This window comes from Microbacterium sp. NPDC089188 (assembly GCF_040685155.1).
Lineage (GTDB): Bacteria > Actinomycetota > Actinomycetes > Actinomycetales > Microbacteriaceae > Microbacterium > Microbacterium galbum.
The window spans coordinates 1-23,401 of record NZ_JBFBHH010000005.1; the positions used below are offsets into that span (position 1 = coordinate 1).

Consider the following 23,401-nt stretch of genomic DNA (forward strand, 5'->3'; position numbering starts at 1 on the left):
TACGGGTCGCCCCCCTCGGTGCGCCCGCGCGCCGCCACCCCCCCCCCCGCCCCCGCGCTCGACACCTTCCTCGACGCCGCTCGGCGCGCGAGGATGCGGCGTGTCCTGGACACTCGACGGGTTGGGCAGCGCCCGGGAGCGTGTGCGAGCGACCGGAGACACCGGCAACGACGACGCCGGCGCCCCGCGCGAAGCGGGACGCCGGCGTCGTCGTGAGGAGCGAGGTCAGCCCGCGGGCGTGGCCTCGGGGGTCGGCGTCGCGGTCGGCGACAGCGTCGCCGTGCCGCCCTGACCCTGGCTCTCGAGGTCGAGCAAGCGCTGCACGGCCGCGGTCAGGCGGGCGTCCTGCGTGGCGAACTCGGCGAGGTCGCCGCTGGTCAGCGCCGCCTGGCGCGCGCTCAGCGCGTCGCGCGCCTCCTGCAGCGCCGCCGCATAGTCGCCGGCCGGAACCGTGGGATTCGTGGTCGTCCCGTCGCCCGCGTTCTGATCCGTCGGTGTGACCGTCGAGTCACCGGTGCTGGCACCGGAGTCGCCGCCGAACAGCGTGTCGAGGGCTTCGCTCAGCGTGTTCTCGAACGCGATCTTGTTGCCGAAGGCGACCAGCACGCGGCGCAGCTGCGGGAGCTTGGTGTCACCCGACGACTGCACGAACACCGGCTGCACGTACAGCAGACCGCCGCCGACGGGGAGGGTGAGCAGGTTGCCCGGGAGCACCTGCGACTGGCCCTGCTGCAGGATGTTGATCTGCGACGACACGTTCGTGTCGGAGTCGAAGGTGTTCTGCACCTGACCCGGACCGGGCACCGTCGTCGTCGAGTCGATCACGAGCATGCGCAATCGTCCGTAGTCCTCGCGCTTGGTCCCCTTGACGTCACCGGCGTTGGCGTCGACGGCGAGATAGCCGGTCAGCACGTTTCTCGCCTGACCGCCCTGGGATGCCGGGATGAAGCTCGTGAACATCGAGAACGTCGGCTCGTCCTGGCTCGGCATCTTCATCGTCAGGTAGTACGGCGGCTGGAACGTCGCCGGGTCCTGCGGGTCGTTCGGCGTGGTCCACCGGTTGTCCTGGCGGTAGAACGAGGTCGCATCGTCGACGTGGTACACGCCGAGCATCGAGCGCTGCACCTTCATGAGGTCGGTCGGGTAGCGCACGTGGCTCATGAGGTCGGCCGACATGTCGCTCCAGGGCTTGAGCGACGAGGGGTAGATGTTCTGCCATGCCTGCAGCAGCGGGTCCTGGTCGTCCCACGCGTAGAGCTGCACCGAACCGTCGTAGGCGTCGACCGTGGCCTTCACCGAGTTGCGGATGTAGTTGATGTCATCCAGCGCGTAGGTGGGAGCCGGGTTGTTCGAGTCCGCGATGGCGCGCGAGAGCGAGACACCCGTGGAGTACGGGTAGTTCGAGCTCGTGGTGTAGCCGTCGATGACCCACTTGATGCGACCGTCGACGACCGTGGGGTACGGGTCGCTGTCGAGCGTCAGGTACGGCGCGACCTTCTGCACGCGCTCCTTGGGGTCGCGGTCGTAGAGGATCTGCGAGTCGGCGTTGACGCTGTCGGAGAAGAGGATCTGCTCCGACTGGAACTTCAGCGCGTAGATGAGGCGGTTGAAGACGTTGCCCACGCTCGGCCCGCCGTTGCCGGTGAACGTCGTGCGGGTCTCGGTGCCGCCATCGGCGCCCAGGGGGTAGTCGAGCTCGATCGGGTCGGTGCCCTCGGGCGCCCCGACGATCGAGTACTGCGGCGAGCTCTCGCCGAAGTACACGCGCGGCTCGTAGTTCAGGTCGGTCAGGAAGCCCGTCCCCGGGATCGCCTGCTCGAGGAACACGGGGTCGCCGTCGGCGGTGCGCTCGTTACCGGCGGCCGCGACCATGCCGTAGCCGTGCGTGTAGACGAGGGTGGTGTTCTGCCACGACGCGGCGTCGCCCAGCTGCCCGATGTTCAGCTCGCGCAGCGACACCACGGTGTCCTGCGTCTTGCCGTCGATCGTGTAGCGGTCGACGTCGAGGGGGTTCGTGAACTGGTAGTAGGCCCGGTACTGCTCGAGCTGGCGGACGGTGGGGCCGATGATCGCCGGGTCCATGATGCGCAGCTGCGCCGTGGACTCGGCGTCGTTGCGCAGCTGACCGGCCTCGGCCTCGGTGGTGGCCTGGAAGTTCTCCTTCTCGACGTTGTCGATGCCGTAGGCGGCCTTCGTCCCGTCGAGGTTGCGCTGGTAGTACTGGCTCTCGAGCGTGAGCTCGTTGGGACGCACCTGGAACGTGGTCACGGCCCACGGGATCGCCGCCCCCACCACGATCGCCGAGACGACCAGGAGGGCGGTTCCGATGAGCGGGTAGCGCCAGCGTCCGATGAACGCCGTCACGAAGAACGCCAGGGCGACGATGACCGCCGCGATCGCGAGGATCGTCTGACCGGGGATGACGGCGTTGGCACCCACGTATCCCGGACCGGTGATGCGCTCCGACGGCTCCACGAGCTGGCGGAACCGGTCGAGCCACAGGCTCGCGCCCTGCAGGAGCAGGTAGAGGCCCGCGAGCACGGCGAGCTGGATGCGTGCCGCCTTGGAGATGCGCAGCTCGCGCTGGCCGATGCGGACCGAACCATAGAGGTAGGACACGACGCCGGTCAGCAGCAGGCACACCAGCACGACCGCCGACGCGAATCCGAGGGCGGCGGCGTAGAACGGCATCCCGAACAGGTAGAAGCCGGTGTCGAGGCCGAACTGGGGGTCGGTGGTCGAGGTGGCGACGCCGTTGGCCCAGAGCCACGTGGTCTCCCACTGCGCCGAGGCGGCGAAGCCGGCGAAGAAGCCGAAGAAGATCGGGATGCCCCACATCGCCAGGCGACGCAGCGGCTCGACGACCTCCTGGTAGCGGTCGAGCTGCGAGCTCAGCCGCGCGTAGACGGGACGAAGGCGGTACGCCAGCTGGATGACGCCCCAGACCGGGATCGCCATGGCGAGGAAGCCGACGACGAACATCACCGTCCGCGCGATCCATTGGGTGGTCAGCACGCCCGTGAATCCGAGCTGCGAGAACCACAGCCAGTCCGAGTAGAGGTTCGCGAAGACGAAGAACGCCACGACCAGCGCGGCGATCACCGCCAGGGTGATCGAGATGATCCGTCGAGAGCGATTCGGGGGCGTGGCCTGGTTCGGCGCTGAGGTCGTGGTCACCCCTTCATCCTAGGCGCGGCCTTCCGGGGGTTCGCCGTGAATGCTACGTTCCCGAAGCACACGTGGGCAGCGCGTCGAGATCGCCGCCCTCGCGGATCGTCCGCAGCACCGTCATCGACTGTTCCAGGGTCGAGGTCGAGAACACCCGGATGCCGTCGGGCACGTGGCCGACGACCTCGTTGCAGTTCGATTCCGGGGCGAGGAACACCGTCGCTCCGGCATCCCGCGCTCCGTACAGCTTCTGGCGGATGCCGCCGATCGGGCCCACGTTGCCGTCGGCGTCGATCGTGCCGGTGCCGGCGATGTGCTGGCCGCCGGTGAGGTCTCCGTCGCTCATCTTGTCGATGATGCCGAGGGCGAACATCATGCCGGCGCTCGGTCCGCCGACGTCATTGAGCTGGATCTTCACGTCGACGGGCAGGTCGAAGGACTCCTGCAGGCCGATGCCGAGCAGCCACTGCGGCTGACCGTCCACCTCCGTCTGCTTCGGCGTCACGGTGACCGTGCCCGGGGTGTCGTCGCGGGTGTACGCCACCGTGACCGGCGCTCCGGCCGCGGCCTGCACCGCGGCGCGGACCGCGTCGACGTTGGCCGCGGCCACCGCATCCACCGAGGTGACGACATCGCCCACCTGCAGCGCTCCCGCGGCGGCTCCGGCGTCGTCGACCGTTCCGACGGCGATCTCGCCGGGCACGTCGTACCCGAGCTCGCGGAGCGCCGCGGCGCTGGCCTCCAGCTGCGAATCGCTCATCAGGGCGGCGTTCTCGGTGTTGCGCTGCTCGGTGGTCTGCCCGGCGGGGAAGATGCGGTCGATCGGCACGACGGCGCGCGAGCGGTCGAACCACGCCTGGGCGAGCTCGAGCCACGAGGGCGTGCGCTCGCGGTTGCCGCTGACCTGGACCGTGAGCAGGTCGAGCTGGCCGGTGGTCGTGCTGTCCTTCTCCTCCGGTACCGAGATGAGCGGGACCTCCTGGCCGTCGGCGGTGGTCGTGGTGCCGAGGGTGTTGAAGACGGGGCCGGGCTGCTGGATGACGTAGGCCGAGGGCAGCAACGACATCACCAGCAGGATGACGAACGCCACCGCGAGCGACCACACGCCGATGACGGAGCCGCGTCGCCAGCGCTGTCGGGGCGCGGGCGCGGGAGAGGCGTTTTCGTCGAACAGCGTCACAGTGGGGAGTCCTTCGTCGGGGTCGTTCGCGCGCGGCGTAAGCGGCGAGGGGCCGGGCCGACTGTTGCGGGGAAACGTGCGACTAGCGTAGATCTCGTTCCCCCAGACCTGGCTGAAAGGCGGCTGAAGTGGCAGACGACGACAAGAGCCCCGAAGAAGAGTTCCAGGAGCTCATGCGTCGCCTCATGTCGGGCGACACCAGCGGCATCGATCCCGAACAGCTCTCGCGCCTGTCGGGCATGCAGATCGACCCCGCGATGCTGCAGCAGGTGATGAATCAGCTCCAGGGCGCGTTCAACGGCACGCAGGAGGGCGTGGACTGGAGCCTCGCGGAGCGCCAGGCCCTGCACATCGCGAACCAGGACGGTCTCGGGGTGACCACCGGCCAGCGCACCGACCTGGATCAGGCCTTCACCCTCGCGGGTCTCTGGCTGGGCGAGGCGACGGCGATCAGCGACCTCCCGCGCCCCCCGCGCGCCGTCACGCGCGGCGCCTGGGTGAGCGCCACCCTGCCGGTGTGGCAGGAGCTCGCGGAGCCCGTGGCCACGAGCATCGCCGACGCGCTCACCGCCGCCCTCGGGCAGCAGGCTCCCGACGACATGCAGGACATGATCGCGGGCGCCGGACGACTCATGCGCACCGTCGGCGGATCGCTGTTCGCCACGCAGCTGGGTCACGTCGTCGGACGCCTGTCGACCGAGGTCGTGGGCGGCGGAGACGTCGGCATCCCGCTCATGCCCGACGGCGACGCGGCGATCCTGCCGCAGAACTTCGCGGACTTCGGCCGCGACCTCGAGATCCCCGACGATCAGCTCGCCCTCTACCTCGCCACGCGCGAACTCGCCCATGCACGCCTTTTCCGGCACGCGCGGTGGCTGCGGCTGCACGTCATCTCGCAGGTGCGCGACTTCGCGCACGGCATCCGCGTCGACACCGACGCGCTCGAGGAGCTCGCCACGCGCTTCGACCCGTCGCAGCCCGACGAGCTCCGCGGCGCGCTCGAGAGCGGAGCGCTGCTGCCCGAACGCTCCGAGGAGCAGACGGCGGCGCTCACGCGACTCGAGAACCTGCTCGCGACCATCGAGGGATGGGTCGACGTCGTGACGGAGGACGCCACCTCGCGCCTTCCCTCGGCCGCCCGCATCGCCGAGGCCGTGCGGCGCCGCCGCGCGGTGGGTGGTCCCGCCGAGCAGGCCCTCGGCTCGCTCGTGGGCCTGGAGCTGCGCCCCCGGCGCATGCGCGAAGCCGCCGCCATGTGGCGCGCCGTGACCGCGGCCGTCGGCGTCGAGGGCCGTGACGCGCTGTGGGACTACCCCGACCTCATGCCCTCGTCCGACGACATCGACGACCCGGCCGCCCTCATCGCCCGTGTCACCGCCGCCTCCCGCGGCGAGGCCGCCCCCGCCGACGCGATGGACGACGCGCTCGCCCAGCTGCTGGCCGAGGAGGCCGGCGGCGGCCGATCGGATGCCGACTCCACGACGACCTCGGCCGATGCGGACGGCGCGGCGCCCGACGCCGACCCCGACGACGACGCCGCACCGGGAGACCAACGACCGGTGTGACGGCGATGATCGTGGCGAGGGGCTGAGGCTCCTCGCCACGGTCGTTCATGCGCGTGCGGTCGCGCGGGGCACGCGAGCGCGTGGCGGTGGGCGCGGCGCGGGCTGGATCGGCGCGGGCTGGGTCGGCGCGGGGGCGGATTGGTCGGCGCGGGGCGGGTTCGTCGCGGCGTACACGGGTCGGCCGGCGCGGTGACGCCTCCTCCCCACCCCGTCCTCACCGACGGGTACGTGTGGACAACGGCATCCCGGGGCGAGGGTCGCGCGATGATCGGGCCATGATCCGCCTCTCCCCCTCCGCCGTCCCCCTCTGGCGCGATGACGGCCGCGTGCAGTTCGGCGCTCCGGCTCTTGCCGTCACCCCCTCCGCCGCAGAGTGGGTCGACGTCGTCGTGAGCGCTCTCGTCGAGGGCACGACGCACGCGGCCGTCCGCAGCCTGGCGCGCCTGCACGGCGCGCCAGAGAACGAGGCCGATGAGCTGCTCGCGGCCGTCGGCCCCGCGCTGCGCACGCGTCGACGGCATCCCCCGATCGCGCTCCAGACCGCCGACGACCTGCCACCACGCGCTGTCCGCGCGGTCCTGGCCGCCCTCCCCGCGCGCAGCCGGGTGCTCCCGTGGGCCGGGCCGCTGGCGGAAACGGCCCCACCGGGCACCGTGGTCGTGATGCTCGGCGCCTACCGCGTCGACCCGCGTCGGGCCGCGACGTACATGCGCGACGACGTCACGCACCTCCCGCTCACGCTCGACGGAGGGCGGGCGCGGATCGGCCCGGTGGTACGGCCGGGCCGCACGGCCTGCCTGGCCTGCCTCGACGCCGATCGACGTCGCGACGATCCGCAGTGGCCCGTCGTGGCCCCGCAGTTGATCGGACGCCCCCGACCCGACGTCGACGTCGCCCTCGCCGCCGAGGCCGGGCGCGCCGCGCGGTTTTTGCTCAGCGCCCCGACCGGGGTGACGACGAGGTCGCTGCGCCTCGACGTCGATTCGTTCCCGCGGGTCTGGGAGCTTCATCGGCCGAGCGCAGACTGCCACTGCCGATCTCCCGCAGGAAGCGCGACGGCGACCGCTCCATCCGCCCGTAGCCACGAGCCCAGCTCACCGACAACGTCCGCGCGGCGCGCGTGACCCCGACGTAGGCGAGACGACGTTCCTCGTCGACCGCCTCGAACGTCTTCGCATATGAGATGGGCAGCAGCCCCTCACTGACACCGATGAGGTAGACGTGGCTCCATTCGAGACCCTTCGCGGCGTGCAGGGTGGCCAGCGTCACCGTGCGGGTCGTCGGCTCGTGCTGGTCGCGCGCGCGTGCCTGCAGATCATCGGTGAAGCCGCGCAGGTCGGTGCCCTCCGGTGCCTCCTCGGCCAGGCGCAGCAGCGCCGCGCGCGCCTCCCACGCCTCGCGCAGGGCGCCGCCCGCCTCCGGCGGGTCGTCGGTGAGGCCGACGCTGCGCAGCACGTCGCGCACCGTCGGGAGGAATCCCGTCTGCATCGGAGCGACCGAGGCAGCCCGCAACGCCATGAGCGCCTGGCGCACCTCGGGCAGGTCGAAGAACTTGCGTCCTCCGAGCACGGATGCCGCGATCCCCACCGCGGCGAGAGCCGAGATCACCGCGGCGGACTGCGCGTGCGATCGATACAGCACGGCGATGTCGTGCGGATCGACGCCGCGGGCCATAGCCTCGGCGATCGAGCGCGCGACGGCCGCGGCCTCGGCCTCGTCGTCGTCGTAGGCGCGCACGGTCGGCACCGGAGCCTCGTCGGCGCGGGCCGCGACCAGCTCGAGGGCGCCCACCCGGCCCCGCATGAGGTCGTTGGCGACGGCGAGCACGGGCGCGGCGGAACGGTAGTTGCGCTCGAGGCGCACCACCCGTGCGTCGTCGTGCGTGCGTTCGAACTCCAGCAGGTATCGCGCGTCGGCTCCGGTGAAGGAATACACCGTCTGGCTCGCGTCGCCGACGACGCAGAGGTCGCGCCGGTCGCCGAGCCACAGTTCCAGGAGGCGGTTCTGCAGGGGCGAGACGTCCTGGTACTCGTCGACGGTGAAGTGACGGTACTGCTCGCGCACCGCCGCCGCGACCCTCGGCTCCGCCTCGATCATGCCCGCGCAGGTCAGCAGGACGTCTTCGAAGTCCATCTGTCGACGCTCGTCCTTGAGTTTCTCGTACGCACGCTGCAGCGCGACCACCTGGTCGACGCCGAGACGACCGACACCCTCAGGTCGATCCGTCGCATACTGCTCGATCGAGCGCAGGGTGACCTTCCGCCACTCGATCGCCGCCGCCACGTCGCGCAACGTCGCGGTATCGGGGGCCAGCCCCACCCCGTCGGCGGCATGCGCGAGCATCCGCACCTTGTTGTCGATGATCGACGGGGCCTGGTCGCCCGCGAGCGTGGGCCAGAAGAAGTTGACCTGGGCCAGGGCCGCGGCGTGGAACGTGCGCGCCGACACCCCCGACACCCCGAGTGCACGGAGTCGGCCCCGCATCTCCCCCGCCGCCTTCGCGGTGAAGGTCACCGCCATCACCCGCTGCGGCGAATACGCCCCCGTGTCGACCCCGTGCGCGATGCGCCGCGTGATGACGCGGGTCTTGCCCGTTCCGGCACCCGCGAGCACGCAGACCGGACCCCGCAGGGCGCGCGCCGCCTCGAGCTGGTGCTCGTCGAGGCCGTCGAGAGGCCCCGTCACGCGACGCCCCGGAACCAGTCGTCGATCAGCTTTCGGGCGATGGAGGCCGGCCCCGGCAGCTGCACCGATCCCTCGCCCCTCAGGGCGGCGCCGATCTCCTCACGGTCGAACCAGCGCACCTCGACGATCTCCTCGCCATCGGCACGTGCTTCGTCATCAGCCACCACGCGCGCACGGAAGCCCAGCATCAGCGAACGCGGGTACGGCCACGCCTGCGAGCCGCGGTACGAGATGTCGTCGAGCCGCACGCCCGATTCCTCGCCGACCTCGCGGCGCACCGCGTCTTCGAGCGACTCCCCTGCTTCGGCGAATCCGGCGAAGCAGGAGTATCGGTCTCCACCCCAGGCGGCGTTCGCGCCGAGCAGGATGCGGTCATCCGACTCGGCCGACTGCACCAGCACGATCACCGCGGGGTCGGTACGGGGGAAGTGCTCGCGTCCGCACGAGGGGCAGTGCCGTGACCATCCGGCGTGCCGGAGGTCGGTACGCGCCCCGCACGCGGGGCAGAAGGGCGCGTCGCGCAGCCAGCCCGCCAGAGCGACGGCGGTGGTGAGGACCTCCGCCTCCGACTCGGGCAGATCGCCTCCGGCGGTACGCAGCGCGGCCCATTCGGCATCCCGGACGAGATCGTCGGGGGCGTCGTCGGGCAGCACCGCGAGCAGGAGCGCGACGCCGTCGACGGCGTGCCCCAGGAACGCCCATTCGCGCACCTCGACGCCGGCGGATGCCAGGTGCCCGCGCTCCAGGAGCGCGAGGCGACCGGCACGCACCGGTGCCGCGTCTCGCCGCACCGCCAGGATCCGGGTCGCCGCGTCGGCTCGAGCGCGCTCGAGGAGGCCCTCGTCGTCGCGCTCCGCTCCAGAGCGGTCGACGTGCAGCGGAAGCGGGGACTCGGCCGGGGCGGACGCGGGATGCGGCATCGGACACCTCTCTGACGGGCGGACGCGGACGGGCGGATCGACGGCCCGACCTCACCGCAGAAGGGCGTGGCGCAGGCAGACGGGAGAAAGCCCGACCTACCCTGGGGGCATGGCACGCTCGCCCCTCATTTTAGCCGCGTCGGCGACGGCGGCCCTCCCGCGCACCGCCATCACCAACGTCAGCGCGCTGACCGAGAACAGCGGCGGACGCTTCGATTCCGCCCTCGCTCGAACCGATGACGGGCGCGAGGTCGTGGTGCGCATGCCCGCGACCGAGGAGGCCTCGGCCGACCTCGCCGCGGAGACCCGGGCGCTGCACGCGCTCACCGCGGGCGTGCGGGCACTACTTCCTTTCGCGGTGCCCGAGGTGCTCGGCGAGGCCGGCTCCGGCGTCCAGCGCGTCCTCGTCGTCGATCACATCGACGGATACCGCATCGACCCCGCGCACCTGCCGAAGGGCCCGGGCTACGCCCCCGCGATCGGTGGAGCGCTGGCCGCGGTGCACGCCCTCCCCGTGTCGATCGTGCGCACCGACGGACTGCCCGTGCGCTCCCCCGAGCAGGTGCGCGACGATGTCCGACGCCTCCTCGACCGTGCCGATGCGACGGGCCGGGTCGGCGACGATCTCATGATGCGCTGGCGGCGCGCTCTCGAGGTCGACGACCTCTGGCGTTTCGAGTCCGCCGTGATCCTCGGCGGAGCGACGAGCTCCTCCATCGTGCTCGCGGACGATGAGCACGATGTGCCGCACGTGGTGGGCATCCTGGATTGGGCGGGACTCAGCGTCGGCGATCCCGCCGTCGACCTGCGCTGGCTGGCCTCCTCGCCGCTGGCAGCCGACGACGTGCACGCGGGGTACGCCGCCGCCGGCGAACGCTCGCCCGATCCGCTGCTGCGCGAGCGTGCCCGCCTGTACGCGGAGCTCGAGTTCGCCCGATGGCTCGTGCACGGTCACGACGCCGGTGAGAGCGAGGTCGTCGCCGACGCGGTCGCCCTTCTCGACGCCCTGGCGGACGGCGTGCGCGGCGACCACATCGTCCCGGACTCGCGCAGCGACATCGACGACGCCCTGGCCCTCGTCGAGGCCGTTCCGCCCGTCGTCGCGCCCGCCGTCGTCGACACGTCGATGCAGACCGACGCCTACGATCCCGAGGCTCTCTCGCTGTACCTCTCCGCCGAGCGCGATCGGGTGGCAGCAGCCGAAGCGCTCGCCGAGGCCCTCGACACCCCCGGACCGGATACCGACACCGGCGCGATCCACATCGACCAACTGCCGGCGCGCGACGATATCGACCCCGAGGCCACTGCACCGATCGACCTCGACGGGTGGGACGATGCCGCGCGCGAATCCACGCCGATCCCGCGCGCAGAGTCCAGCGCGCCGTCGGCGATGTCGGACCTCCCCGGTGCCTCGGAGACCCCCGTCACCGACGAAGAGACCCCCCTCCGCCAGCCCCGCCCCTCCGACGACCCGGCCGTCACTGCGGTCGACGATGAGGAGGACGCTGCGCGTGCGAGTCGCGCGGCGCTCCGCCGCTGGGGCGTGTCGGACGACACCGTCTGAGTCCGCCTCGCGCGCACCCGACCAGAGATCCTGCGGGCGCATCGGGTGACACCGCCCGAGCCGGCGTCTCGCGCGCCCGACCCGAACGGCTCGGGGCCGGCTGGCTCGGCTGCGTTCCCGCCCCGGCCTCTTCGCGATCCCACGTCGCCCGTGGCCGACAGCCACGCGGGCAGGACGCCTCGCCCCACTTCACCCGCGCAAGGCGTGCACCTCGGCCCGGCAGAGGCCCCGTCAGCCGCGCAGCACCAACTCGTCACCGACGTAGAACAGGGCGACGTCGATGCGGTCGAGATCGATGCCGTGCTTGGCGTGGTACGCCTCCCGGTACAGCTCCAACTGCACCATGCGCGCACGGCGTTCGGCCTCGCTCGCGGGCGGGCGGCCCGTCTTCCAGTCGACGATCTCGTATCGGTCGCCGCGTCGGTACACGGCATCCAGCTTGCAGATGACGACGTGATCGCGCCCGTCGAGTCGCCGCGTGACGAAGTCGATCTCGGTCTCGACCTCGAGGGGGCGCAGCGGTGCCCACTCCGATCGCTCGAAACATTCGCGCAAGCGCTGCAGCTCGGCGGCGTCGGCGGTCGATGCGCCTCCCTCGTCGTCATCCCAGAGCGCGTCGTCGTCGAGGCCGATGCTCGATCCGACGAGTCCCGAGCGCTGCTCGACCCACGCGTGGAACAGGGTGCCGAGGCGTGTCTGCCGGTACGGACGCTCCGGCATGGGGCGGCGCAGGTCGTCGACGGCGCCCCCGTAGTCGGCGACGAAGTCCTTGAACTTGGATGCCGGGATGCGCGTCGGGGCGGGCGCGTGGGCAGGGCGTAGCCGAGCGGCCCGCTCGGCCAGGAGCAGCTCGAGGTCGGGATCGGCGTCAGCCGCCGGCTGCGCCCTCGCGGCCTGCGCCTGCGTCGCCGCGGCGGCGACCGCGGTGCGGCGGGAGCCCAGCGGATCGAGCGGCCAGTGCAGGAGCCGCCGCTCGCCGTCGTAGGGGTCGTCGCCCGGTTCGTCGATCACCGGATCGAGACCGAGCGCTTCGACGGCCTCGTCGAGGAAGACGCTCGGACGACGGGGGCGCTTCGTCCCGGACCAGCTCGACCCCGACAGCAGCAGATGGTCGCGGGCGCGGGTGAACGCGACGTAGGCGAGGCGGCGGTCCTCGTCGAGCTGACGCGCCCGATTGTCGGCGACGAAGGCGTCGATCGCCGCTTTCAGGTCCTGCTGCGTCTCGGCGCCGCGCCACGCGAACACCGGCAGCCACGCCGAGTCGCCGCGGAACTCCGAGGGAAGGATGCCGAAGCCGAGCCACCCCTTGGTATCGCGGGCGAGAGAGGGCAGCTCGTCGGTCACCAGACGCACCACGGCCACGGCATCCCACTCGAGCCCCTTCGACCCGTGGATCGTCAACAACTGCACGACGTCGTCCTCGGGCGGCTCGGTCCGCGGAGCGAACTCATCGGCCTGCTCGGCGTGGTCGAGCCAGGCCAGCAGACTCGAGACCGACCCGGACTCGTCGGCGGCGAGGAAGCCGCGGATCTCGTCCACGAAGGCCCGCAGCTGCGCCGACGCGATGCGTGCGGGACCGCGTGCCTCGTTCGCCGCGAGCTCGATGTCGAGCCGCAGTTCCGTCTCGATCAGGCGGATGAGCTCGGGCACGGGAGCGCCCACGCTGCGACGCAGCCCCGCGAACACCGCCCCCGCCTCGCGGAGCCGCGCGCGTCCGTCGGGGGTGATGTCGGCCAGCCACCCGTGCGTGTCGCTCTGCCGGGTGACGAAGTCGAGTGCGTCGACGAGCGACGCGCGGTCGGCACCCGGGGTGGATCGGAGCCGATCGACGACCTCGGGCGCCAGCGGCTGCAGCGTCACGTCGTGCGTGGCGAGACGCCGTGCCAACTGGGCCAGCGCACGCAGGTCGGCGAGACCCACCGCCCACCGCGGTCCGGAGAGGAGTCGGATCAGCGCCGACCCCGCCTCGGGGTCGCTGATCACCCGGAGCACGGACACGACGTCGACCACCTCGGGCGTGGTGAGGAGCCCGCCGAGTCCGAGGATGCGGTGCGGGATGCCGCGTCGGCCGAGCGCGTCGCCGAAGCGCACCATGTGCTTCTTGCTGCGGAACAGCACCGCACCGGTCGTGGAGCGCCCGTGGGCGGCACGCGCGGCGCGCACGCCGACGAACCAGGCCGCGACGCGATCGGCCTCGGCATCGAGGTCGTTTTCGAAGACCGTCTCGACGAGTCCCTCCGGCGCGCCGGGGCGGGAGCGCAGCTCCTCGACCGCCACCGCCGCGCGGGGCGCCAGGGGGGCGAGTACCGCGTTGGCCGCGGTGAGCACCTGCGCGCTGTTGCGCCAGCTCGTGAGCAGAGCGAAGCGCTGACACTCGGTGCCGGGTGCGAAGGCGTCGGGGAATCCGCCGAGGTTGCCCGCGCTCGCCCCGCGCCAGGCGTAGATGGCCTGGTGGGGATCGCCCACCGCCATCACGCCCGTGCCGCCGAACAGCGTCGCCAACAGGTCGGTCTGCACGACAGACGTGTCCTGGTACTCGTCGAGCAGCACGACGCGATAGCGGGCGCGCAGCTCGGCCACCACGGCCGGGTGCTCCCGTGCGATCCGCAGGGCGCCGGCCACCTGGTCGGCGAAGTCCATCACCCCGAGTCGGGCCTTCTCGCGGTCGTAGGCGGCCGCGAGGGTCGCCAGCAGCGACAGCGCCGAGACCTTCGCGGCGGCATCCCCGACCTCCTTGTAGACGCTCACCCGCGCGGAGGTCGAGGGCCGCTCCACGATCCGTCCGAACTGCTCGGGGAACGCGGCGAGCTCGTCGAGATCGACGAGGTTGTCCACCCCGTCGCGAGCGATGCGCAACGCGGCGTCGATCAGCGTGCGGGGCGACTCCTGGCGCTCCTCGAGGCGTGGATCGTCGGAGGCGAACACCACGCGTCGCATGAGCAGCCACGCCGCCGACTCCGACAGCACCGCGGCTTCGGCATCCCGACCGATCCGCAGGCCGTGCTCGCGCACGATCGCGTCCGCGAAGCTGTTGTACGTCGACACCGTCGGCCGGTGCAGCAGCTGATCGCCGTCGTGCGAATCCGGTACCTCGGCACCGGTCTCCGCCACCAGGGCATCGAGCGCCTCCCGGCGCGCCGCGTCGCCCCGCGCGCCCTCGAGGGCGGCGAGCTCGGCGAAGACCGCGAGGCGGCCGTCCGCGTGCAGGCGCGGAAGGAAGGGAAGGAGCCCCCGCACCTCGAACTCCGACAGGCGCTGCAGTCGGCGTTGGATGCGCTCGGCCAGCTCCCCCGCGGCCTTGCGCGTGAAAGTCAGCCCCAGCACCTCGTCGCGGCGCACGAGGGCGTTCGCGACGAGCCACACGACGCGACCGGCCATGGTCTCGGTCTTGCCGCTGCCGGCCCCCGCGACGACGAGGGCGGGCGCGAGCGGCGCCTCGATGACGGCGGTCTGCTCGACGGTGGGCGGGAACTGGCCGAGGGCTGCGGCGATCGTCGCCGCTGACAGCGATTCGCTCACGAGGCGCTCACCGCTGAGACCGTGTGGATGCGACAGAGACCGTAGGAGAACTCGTCCCGGCAGTGCACCTCGTAGGGGGCGGCGAACGACGTGCCGCGCATGATGTCGACCGCTCCCTGCACCCGCGAGACGAAGGCCGCCCGCTGCTCGTCGTCGAACGGCTTCTGCGTCGGCTCGGCGTAATCCTTCGTCGCGGCGGTCGGACGCAGTACGAGCAGCTTCGCGCCGCCGGAGGCCAGGCCGGCGACCTGTTCGATCGCACCCGACGAGAACGCCAGCTGGTAGGCCGCGAGCTGAGGGTTGTCGGCGACCTTGGCGTCGGTCTGGGGCTCGCTCTTCCCGGTCTTCAGATCGACGATGACGACCTCGCCGGCCGGCGTGAGCTCCACCCGATCGATGTCGCCGCTGAGAACGGCGCCGTGCTCACCGGCATCGGGAACGGGGATGGGGACCTCGAAATGCCGTTCCGCGCCGATGAGGCGGCCGCCGGCGTCGTCGAAGCGCCGCAGGTAGGCGGCGAGCCGTCTCACGAGGTCGCGGGCGCGGGTGCGCTCCGCCCGCTCGCGCCACGCCGCGTCGAACACGAGCTCGCCCCACCGCTCGTCGACCACGGCCCAGAGGTCGTCTTCGGACGAGGATGCCGCGGTCTCGAGCGCCGCGTGGATGATGGTCCCGATGCCGGCCGTCGTGCCACCGCGGTCGCCGCCGAGGTCGGCGATCACCCAGTCGAGCTGGCATTCCTCCAGCGCGTGCAAGCGGGACGGCGAGACGCGGACGTCTTCGCGTTCGAGGTCGCGCAGCGGCGCCGTGGAGCTCGGCGGCGCGACGCCGTACCAGTCCTCGACGGCGGCACCGGCGACCCCGGCGCCCGCGAGGATCGCGAGCTGGCCGGCGGCGTGCGCCCTCTCGCCCGCGGGAACGCGCGGGGCCGTCAGGGAACGGCGATGCCGGGCGACGAGCCCGCGCAGCGACAGCGGATGCTCGGGGATGGCCGCGGCCGGTTCGGGAGTGGGGAGCATCTCGAACAGCACGCTGGGCCCGGTGTCGTCGTCGTCGACGGCCGTCACGATCACGAGGGCGTCCGCACGGCTGACGGCGCGCACGAACAATCGCAGCTCGTCGTGCATCGCGGCGCGGCGACGGTCGAGCATGCCCGCGGCGGGAAGGTCGGGATTCTGCACGGCGTCGGCCAGACGCCAGGTCTCGAGCAGCCCCCCACGCAACCGCGTGTTCGGCCACACGCCGTCCTGCACCCCCGCGATGACGACGGTGTCGAATGCCGTTCCGGCCGCGGCTGCGGGGGTGAGCACCCGCACGGTGTCGACGACGGCCGGTTGCTCGATGCGGTCTTCGGCGACGTCGGAGTCGAGCACCGACCGCAGGAACACCGACGCTTCTCCGTCGGGTTCACGCTCCGTGTAGCGCTTCGCCGCCTGGAACAGCGCCACGACCGCATCGAGATCGCGATCGGCCTGCTCGGCGACCGCACCGTGTCCTCTCGCCGCTTCGCGCCAGGTGCGCGAAAGGGCGCTGCGCTCCCACGCCGTCCACAGCAGCTCGTGCGCGGTCGCCTGCTGCAGGGCCTGCCCGCGCAGAGCGCTCAACGTCTCGCCGAGACGGATCGCACGACGGGCCTCGCGCGAGTCGATCACGGCGAGCTCGAGGGGGAAGCGCACCCCCGACACGAGCAGGTCGGTCGCGGGGCGCGTGCCCCCGGCCGTGACCTCGTCATGGCGCAGAGCCGTACGCAGACGCCGCAGCTCGATGGCATCGAGCCCGCCGAAGGTGCCCAGCAATGCATCGACGACCTCGTCGGCCACCCACTCGTCGGGATCCGTCATGCCCAGTTCGACCAGGCGCACGAGGTCGCGCACCGGGCGCTGCGCCCCCAGCGCCAGCCCGGGTCCACTCGCGCGGGCCGGAACCTCGCGCGCGGCCAGCTCGGCCTCCAGCGTCGCCACCTGCCGGGAGTCGTGGGCGATGACGGCGCACGAACTCCACGGGATCCCCTCGAGAACGTGCCGCTCGCGCAGCAGACGCGCGATCGCGTCGGCCTCTTCCGCGGGCGAGCGCAGCAGGTAGGTGCGCACCGATCCCTGCGCGGGTGCCCCCTCGGGCGCGCGACGATGGGCGACGACGCCGGCGGCCCCGATCCGGGATGCCACCTGCCGCACCAGGTCGATCTGCTCGGGCGTGCCGCGGTGCGGCGTGCCGAGTGCGGCGGTCGTACCGAGCTCACGGGCGAGCCGCGCGAAGTTCTCGGGCGTCGCGCCGCGGAACGCCCCTGACCCGACGTCCGGATCGCCGAAGGCGACGACTCCGATGCCCGAGGTGCGGCATGCGCGCAGCAGATCGATCCCGCCGGCGGTGAGCTCCTGCGCGTCGTCGACGAGGATGCACCGCAACGTCGAGAAGCGCCCGAGCAGGTCGCGCTCGGAGCGCGCGGCGTCGAGGACGGCGACGGCCTCGCGCGCGAGATCGGCCGCGTCGCGGTGAGCGCCGCGCATGGCCGACCGCACCGCGCGGTACTCGTCGGCGAACGACGCCAACGATGCCCACACCGGAAGGTCGTGGCGCTCGGCGAGCAGCGCGAGGTCGTTCGAGGTGACGCCGAGCTCCGTGCACTCGGCGAGGAAGGCGCGGAGATCGCCGCGGAACCCGCGGGTGGCGCGGATCGTCGGCCCCAGCCACTCGGGCCAGCGCGACACGCCCGCGAGCTCGTCGAGAGCATCGCCCTCGAGCAGATCGCGGATGATCTGGTCCTCGTCGCCGCCGGTGAGCAGCTGCGGCGGCTCTGCGCCCCGCCGCACCTCGGCCCCCCGCACCAGCTGGAAGGCGAACGACGCCACCGAGCGCGCCAGCGCGCCCGAGGTGGCGCGGTCGACCGCGAGGGCGAGGGGGTCGCGCAAGGCCGTGGCCGCCGGCCGGGTGGGGGTGAGCACGAGCAGGTCGTCGGGGTCGACACCGGATGCCACGAGCTCGCGCACGCGCGAGAGCAGGGTGGTCGTCTTGCCCGACCCCGGTGCCCCGACCACCACGCCGCTCGCGTCGGCGGGCCAGGCGACGACGGCACGCTGATCGCGATCGAGACCCGCGCCCTCACGCACGGCGCCGAGGGCGGCGGCATCCGTCATCTGCATGTGCTCCACGGTAATCGCGACCTCCGACATCGGCCGGGCGCGACGGGCGGCTGCGGTCTCCCACGTCGGCCGGGACGGGCCGCGGCGGCCGGCGGGCGCGCTGCCGGGCCGGGCCGGGACGGGCCGCGGCGGCCAGGCCGAGGCGGGCCGAGGCGACCGCCAGGGGCGGGCCGAGGCGGCCGGAGGAGGGCGGGCCGAGGCGGCCGGAGCAGGGCGGGCCGCGGCGGCCGGAGCGGGGCGGACCTCACCGGCCGCTCGGAGCCGAGCCCACCGAGTCACCCGGCCCCGGACGGTGCCGGGAGGCGCCGCGTTCGCCGTCCGCGAAGCGCCCCGCGTGACGGGCTGTGGTGTCGGAACCCTGCCCTAGAGTCGAATCACGCGCCGGGCCGACCGCGGCCCGCGGGGAAAGGACGCATCGTGGAGATCCGCATCGGCATCATCAACACCGGCCGTGAGCTGAACTTCGAGACGAACGAGAGCTCCGACGTCGTCAAGTCGACCATCGCCTCGGCCCTCGACAGCTCTGCCAGCCACGTCACCTTCACCGATGTGAAGGGCAACTCCTACCTCGTCCCGACCGCCAACCTCGCTTTCGTCGAACTCGGCACCGAAGAGTCGCGTCGCGTCGGGTTCGTCGCCTGACCTTCCCGCCGTGCAGATCCTGCTCGGTCTCCTGATCGGCGCGGTGATCGGCCTGGCCGCGCACGTCGCGCTCCCCGGCCGGCACCTGCGCGGTGCGGCGTTGGCACCGTTCGCCGGGGCGTCGTCGGCCGGCGTCGTCTGGACCGTCCTCACGTGGGCGGGCCTCGGCGATTCGCCGCTGACCTGGGTGCTTGCCGTGATCGCGCCGGTCGTCACGACCGTGCTGCTGGTGACCCTCGTCACGCGTTCGCGTCTCGCGCACGACGACGCCGACCGTTCGCGATTGCCCGTCTGAACCCTCGGCGAAGGCGCTCGCGCCCCGCCCTTTCGAAGCCCGCACCGCGCCCGCCGGAACCCCCACCGCCGAGCGATCGGTCGTTCCGGATGCCGCGCACCCACCCGCCCCCAGACGCCGGACATCGCGGCCGACGCGCTCGAAACCGGTGCGACACGCGCTCAGAGGGTCGCGGGTGCCGCGCGCCCAGGCCACACGGCTGGGCCGCGCGCCCTCAGGCGGCCAATCCCATGGCATCCATCCGCCGGGCGTGCGCGCCCATCAGCTCGCTGAAGACGGGTTCGACCTTGGCCTCCTCGGCGCGGTCGAGGTGTCCGTGGCGCAGCGCCGTCCGAGCGACGAGGAGCGTGTCGCCCACGAGACGTCGTCCCCACAGCGCCAGCAGCCACCGCCACTCCTCGTCGCTCTCGATCGTGGCGCCGAGGATGTCGACGATCGCCTGACGGTCGTCATCGGCCTGCAGGATGCGGGCGACGCGGCGTCCCGTGTCGCCGTAGCTCGACGACAGCGCGAGGTAGAAGTCGTCGAGCAGCCCCGCCGTGATGTGCACGGTGAGCATCGTCTCCTGCGGCCGGACGCCGTGGGTGTTGCGGCGGAAGGCGTCGAGCGACTCGCGGAAGGGCAGCATGAGCTGCGTCGGATCGGCACCGCGCTCACGGATGACCGCGACGAGCTCCTGGTGCTTGATGAGCGCCGCGCCGGCCGCGCGCGACAGGGACTCCTTCTCCGCCAGCTCGGGCGTGAGGGCGATCAACTCGCTCAGGGTCTCGAAGAACCCCAGCTGCAGATAGGCCGCCTGGCCGAGGAAGGTCTCGACGTCGGGCGCGAGTTCCGCGAAGTCGACGCGCATCGCCTCGCCGAGGTCCCCTCGCGACCGCAACTGCAGCGTGCGACCCACCGGGCGCTGACGACGACGTAACCACGCGAACACGTACGACAGCCTAGGCGTCGGGGCCCGCGGAGACACGCCGGGTAGAGTGGACACGTCCCGGCGATGGATCGGGACCCCGCGCCTGTGGACGAGTGAGGCGTGGATACGACTCCCCCAGGCGGTCTCTCGCCGCCGGAACAGGCACGCACATGACGACATTCGCCGAGCTCGGCATCGATCAGGACATCGTCGATGCCCTGGCAGCGAAGGGCATCGTCGATGCCTTCCCCATCCAGGAGCAGACGATCCCCCTGGGCCTCCCCGGACAGGACATCATCGGCCAGGCCAAGACCGGTACCGGCAAGACCTTCGGCTTCGGCATCCCCGTCGTCCAGCGCCTCGGTCTCGACCCCGAGCCCGGCGTGAAGGCGCTCATCGTCGTCCCCACCCGCGAGCTCGCGGTGCAGGTCTACGAAGACATGGACATGCTCACGAGCAACCGCTCGACCAGCGTCGTCGCGATCTACGGCGGCAAGGCGTACGAGGGGCAGATCGACCAGCTGAAGGCCGGTGCGCAGATCGTCGTCGGCACCCCCGGCCGCCTCATCGACCTCGCGAACCAGCGTCTGCTCGACCTCTCGAACGCGACCGAGGTCGTTCTCGACGAGGCCGACAAGATGCTCGACCTCGGCTTCCTCGCCGACATCGAGAAGATCTTCTCCAAGGTCCCCGCCGTCCGTCACACGCAGCTGTTCTCGGCGACCATGCCCGGGCCGATCGTCGCCCTCGCGCGCCGCTTCATGTCGAACCCCATCCACATGCGCGCCAACGACCCCGACGAGGGACTCACCCAGGCGAACATCAAGCACCTCGTCTACCGCGCGCACTCGCTCGACAAAGACGAGGTCATCGCCCGAATCCTGCAGTCGGAGGGTCGCGAGAAGGCCGTCATCTTCACCCGCACCAAGCGCGCCGCGCAGAAGCTCGTCGACGAGCTGGGCGACCGCGGCTTCAACGCCGCCGCCGTCCACGGCGACATGAGCCAGGAGGCGCGCGAGCGCTCGATGGCCGCGTTCAAGGCCGGCAAGAAGGACGTGCTGATCGCGACCGACGTCGCCGCCCGCGGCATCGACGTCAACGACGTCACCCACGTGATCAACCACACGATCCCCGACGACGAGAAAACCTACCTCCACCGCGCGGGCCGCACCGGCCGCGCCGGCAACACCGGTATCGCCGTGACCTTCGTCGACTGGGACGACGTGCACAAGTGGGCGCTCATCAACCGTGCTCTGGAGTTCGGCCAGCCCGAGCCCACCGAGACCTACTCGTCGAGCCCGCACCTCTACACCGACCTGAACATCCCCGAGGGAACGAAGGGCCGTCTCGTCACCGCGCCGAAGGCCGTCACGCCCAAGCAGGTCGAGAAGAAGACCGAGGGCCAGGATGCCGAGGGCGACCGCGCCCCGCGCCGTCGCCGTCGTCGTGGCGGATCGTCGACCGGCGAGGCGGGCGGCGAGGGTGCCCCGCGCACCGAGGGCGGCGCCGGGACGCACGACGGAGCGGGCAAGGAGCATCACGACGGCAACGCGGCCCCGCGCCGCCGTCGCCGCCGTCGCAGCGGCGGGGGCAGCTCGGGCACCCCGACGGCTCCCGTGGCCTGACGCACACTCGCCGAACGGCGCTGCTCCCCTCGGGGGCGGCGCCGTTCGGCGTCTGGGTCCGCCGGAGCCGCGGGTTACGGGAAGACCGGCACCGATCCGCGACCGCGCGCGAAGAGGCGCGCGACCATGTCGTCGGCCGTCGTGTTCTCGCCGGGCACGTTCGGTTTGCCGAGTCCGTGGTAGTCGCTCGACCCGGTCACGATGAGGTCGCGCTCGGCGGCGAGGTCCGCCAACAGGGCGGTCGGCTCGGGCAGGTTCTCGCGGTGCGCGAGTTCGAAGCCCGCGAGTCCCGCGTCCAGCATCGCCCGCAGCACGCCGTCGGGCAGCAACGCCCGCCCCGCCGGGTGGGCGATGATCGGCACGCCCCCGGCACCCACGACGAGTTCGACCGCCGTGACGGGGTCGGGGGCGTAGAGGGCGACGTAGTAGTCGCCGGCCGGATGCAGGATGCCGGCGAACGCCTCCGTGCGGTCGGCCACGATCCCGCGCGCGACGAGCGCGTCGGCGATGTGAGGGCGCCCGACGGTCGCGCCGTCGGTCGTCTGGGCGACGATGTCGTCCCAGGCGATGTCGTAGTCGTGCGAGATGCGCTCCGCCATGATCTGCGCGCGATCCACGCGGGACGAACGGATGCGATCGGTCATGGCTCGCAACGCCCCGTCGTCGGGGTCGACGAGGTAGGCCAGCAGGTGCACGCTGCGCCACCGGTGCCGCGCCGACAGCTCCATTCCCGGGACGAACGTCATCCCGAGCGAGGTGGCCGCCTCGGCGGCTTCGGCCCAGCCCGAGGTCGTGTCGTGATCGGTGAGGGCGGCGGTCCGCAGGCCGTGGCGGTGCGCGGCGGCCATGACCTCGGCGGGCGGCTCCGTGCCGTCGGAGTGCGAGGAGTGCAGGTGCAGATCGGTCGGTCCGAGGAATCGACGATCGCGTGGCACCCGTCGAGCGTATCGCTCCGGCTCGCGCCCGGGCGCAGCGTCCATGCCCGGGACGTGCTGCCGGTCCGCGCCGCCCACCGATGCGGCGACGACACCCCGTCCGCACGCCCGTCCCCTCGACCGTCACGACGCTCGGACAGCACCCTGCCGGCATCCGTCGATCTCCCAGACGGCTCCCCTAGGGTCGATCGGGTGCGTCGACTGCTCGGATTCCTCGTCGCGCTCGTCGTCGCGGCGGGCGCTGCGGTGCTGACGTGGCCGTCGGCCTTCGGACTCGAGCGGACGTTCCCGCTGGCGCAGATCATCTCCTTCCGCGCCGCTCTGGCGGCCGTGCTGGTCGCCGCGACGCTGCTGATGCTGCTGTTTGCGCTCATCCGGCCGATCCGCGCGCTCGCGCTGGTGCTGGCGCTGATCCTGGGGATCGCGGGCGGGGTCAACGTCGCCCTGCTCTCCGGGCGGGGGCTCGGCACCGAAGGGTTTCCTGCGAAGACCGACACGAGCCTGCGCGTGATGACCTGGAACACCGCGGGATCGGCCACCTCGGCGGAGACGATCGCCCAGTTCGCCGTCGGGATGCAGGCGGACGTCGTCACCCTCCCGGAGACGACCATCGACACCGGGGCCGAGGTCGCCGAGCTCATGCGCGGCATGGGGCAGCCGATGTGGGCGCACCACGCGGAGTACGGCGAGTACGGCATCACCGGGTGGGATGCCACCTCCACCACCGTGCTGATCCGGCCCGAGCTGGGCGACTATTCCGTCATCCAGTCCTCGCTCGACGGGTCGAGCAACACCTCGACCGTTCCGAGCGCTGTGGCGATGCCCGTGTCGGGAGACGGTCCGATCATCGTCGCCGCGCACGCCGTCGCTCCGCGCGAGGAGTACATGCCCCAGTGGCGCAGCGACTTGCAGTGGCTCGCCGACCAGTGCGCGAGCGACAACGTCATCCTCGCGGGCGACTTCAACGCCACCCTCGACCACATGACGGGGATGGGTGTCGACGGCGGCACGCTCGGCCGATGCCACGATGCGGCGTCCGAGAGCGGAAACGGCGGAGTGGGCACGTGGCCCACCGATGCCCCCGCCCTCCTCGGCGCACCGATCGACCACGTCATGGCCACGCCCGACTGGACCGTCTCGGCGTCGGTCGTCATGCGCTCCCTCGACGGGTCGGGCAGCGATCATCGGCCGATCGTGGTGCAGCTGGAACGCACCGGAGGCTGAGTACGGCTCCTCCCCCGCCCGCGCCGGTG

The 23,401-nt window shown here is 72.2% G+C and carries 14 protein-coding genes; 6 read left to right on the plus strand and 8 right to left on the minus strand.

Annotated features, from left to right (window positions below):
* Positions 1 to 225: 225 nt before the first annotated feature.
* Entirely contained in the window at positions 226 to 3,177 is a 2,952-nt protein-coding gene (locus AB0N80_RS16100) for a UPF0182 family protein (protein ID WP_363579413.1), read from the minus strand.
* A 43-nt stretch (positions 3,178 to 3,220) separates the two neighbouring features.
* Positions 3,221 to 4,348 carry a S16 family serine protease gene (locus tag AB0N80_RS16105; protein WP_363579415.1) on the minus strand — a complete coding sequence of 376 codons (1,128 nt, stop codon included), beginning with the start codon at positions 4,346 to 4,348 and terminating at the stop codon, positions 3,221 to 3,223.
* 128 nt (positions 4,349 to 4,476) lie between these two features.
* Here AB0N80_RS16105 and AB0N80_RS16110 point away from each other — a divergent pair, with 128 nt between their 5' ends.
* A complete protein-coding gene (locus AB0N80_RS16110) occupies positions 4,477 to 5,913 on the plus strand; it encodes a zinc-dependent metalloprotease (protein WP_363392106.1) in 1,437 nt (478 codons plus the stop codon).
* Between the two features lie 933 nt (positions 5,914 to 6,846).
* On the opposite strand, the gene AB0N80_RS16115 is transcribed toward AB0N80_RS16110, so the two are convergent.
* Positions 6,847 to 8,598, minus strand: a complete 1,752-nt coding sequence (locus AB0N80_RS16115) for an ATP-dependent helicase (protein ID WP_363579417.1) — start codon at positions 8,596 to 8,598, stop codon at positions 6,847 to 6,849.
* The gene (nudC, locus tag AB0N80_RS16120; protein ID WP_363392109.1) at positions 8,595 to 9,518 is read right to left on the minus strand and encodes an NAD(+) diphosphatase; all 924 of its coding nucleotides are present in this window, start codon (positions 9,516 to 9,518) and stop codon (positions 8,595 to 8,597) included. Before nudC ends, AB0N80_RS16115 begins: the two co-directional genes overlap by 4 nt.
* Positions 9,519 to 9,627: 109 nt before the next feature.
* Here nudC and AB0N80_RS16125 point away from each other — a divergent pair, with 109 nt between their 5' ends.
* Positions 9,628 to 11,082 (plus strand): phosphotransferase, encoded by a 1,455-nt coding sequence (locus tag AB0N80_RS16125; protein WP_363579419.1) that lies wholly within the window; start codon positions 9,628 to 9,630, stop codon positions 11,080 to 11,082.
* A 231-nt stretch (positions 11,083 to 11,313) separates the two neighbouring features.
* On the opposite strand, the gene AB0N80_RS16130 is transcribed toward AB0N80_RS16125, so the two are convergent.
* Together AB0N80_RS16130 and AB0N80_RS16135 are read right to left on the minus strand one after the other, a co-directional pair.
* The gene (locus AB0N80_RS16130) at positions 11,314 to 14,601 is read right to left on the minus strand and encodes an ATP-dependent DNA helicase (RefSeq protein ID WP_363579421.1); all 3,288 of its coding nucleotides are present in this window, start codon (positions 14,599 to 14,601) and stop codon (positions 11,314 to 11,316) included.
* Positions 14,598 to 17,741, minus strand: a complete 3,144-nt coding sequence (locus tag AB0N80_RS16135; RefSeq protein WP_363579423.1) for an ATP-dependent DNA helicase — start codon at positions 17,739 to 17,741, stop codon at positions 14,598 to 14,600. Before AB0N80_RS16135 ends, AB0N80_RS16130 begins: the two co-directional genes overlap by 4 nt.
* 417 nt (positions 17,742 to 18,158) lie before the next feature.
* On the opposite strand from AB0N80_RS16135, the gene AB0N80_RS16140 reads away from it, so the two are divergent.
* Entirely contained in the window at positions 18,159 to 18,383 is a 225-nt protein-coding gene (locus AB0N80_RS16140) for a DUF3107 domain-containing protein (RefSeq protein ID WP_315995391.1), read from the plus strand.
* A 10-nt stretch (positions 18,384 to 18,393) separates the two neighbouring features.
* On the plus strand, positions 18,394 to 18,678 hold the full coding sequence (locus AB0N80_RS16145) for a hypothetical protein (RefSeq protein ID WP_363579425.1): 285 nt from the start codon (positions 18,394 to 18,396) through the stop codon (positions 18,676 to 18,678).
* A gap of 214 nt (positions 18,679 to 18,892) precedes the next feature.
* Here the strand turns inward: AB0N80_RS16145 and AB0N80_RS16150 are convergent, their stop codons facing one another.
* Positions 18,893 to 19,609, minus strand: coding sequence for a ferritin-like fold-containing protein (locus AB0N80_RS16150; protein WP_315995389.1), 717 nt, complete (start codon positions 19,607 to 19,609; stop codon positions 18,893 to 18,895).
* 149 nt (positions 19,610 to 19,758) lie between these two features.
* On the opposite strand from AB0N80_RS16150, the gene AB0N80_RS16155 reads away from it, so the two are divergent.
* Complete coding sequence (locus AB0N80_RS16155; protein WP_363579427.1) at positions 19,759 to 21,213, plus strand: DEAD/DEAH box helicase; 1,455 nt, start codon at positions 19,759 to 19,761, stop codon at positions 21,211 to 21,213.
* A gap of 74 nt (positions 21,214 to 21,287) precedes the next feature.
* On the opposite strand, the gene AB0N80_RS16160 is transcribed toward AB0N80_RS16155, so the two are convergent.
* A complete protein-coding gene (locus AB0N80_RS16160; protein ID WP_315995387.1) occupies positions 21,288 to 22,148 on the minus strand; it encodes a PHP domain-containing protein in 861 nt (286 codons plus the stop codon).
* Positions 22,149 to 22,340: 192 nt separating this feature from the next.
* Between AB0N80_RS16160 and AB0N80_RS16165 the strand changes: the two genes are divergently transcribed.
* A complete protein-coding gene (locus AB0N80_RS16165; protein WP_363392120.1) occupies positions 22,341 to 23,372 on the plus strand; it encodes an endonuclease/exonuclease/phosphatase family protein in 1,032 nt (343 codons plus the stop codon).
* Positions 23,373 to 23,401 lie beyond the last annotated feature (29 nt).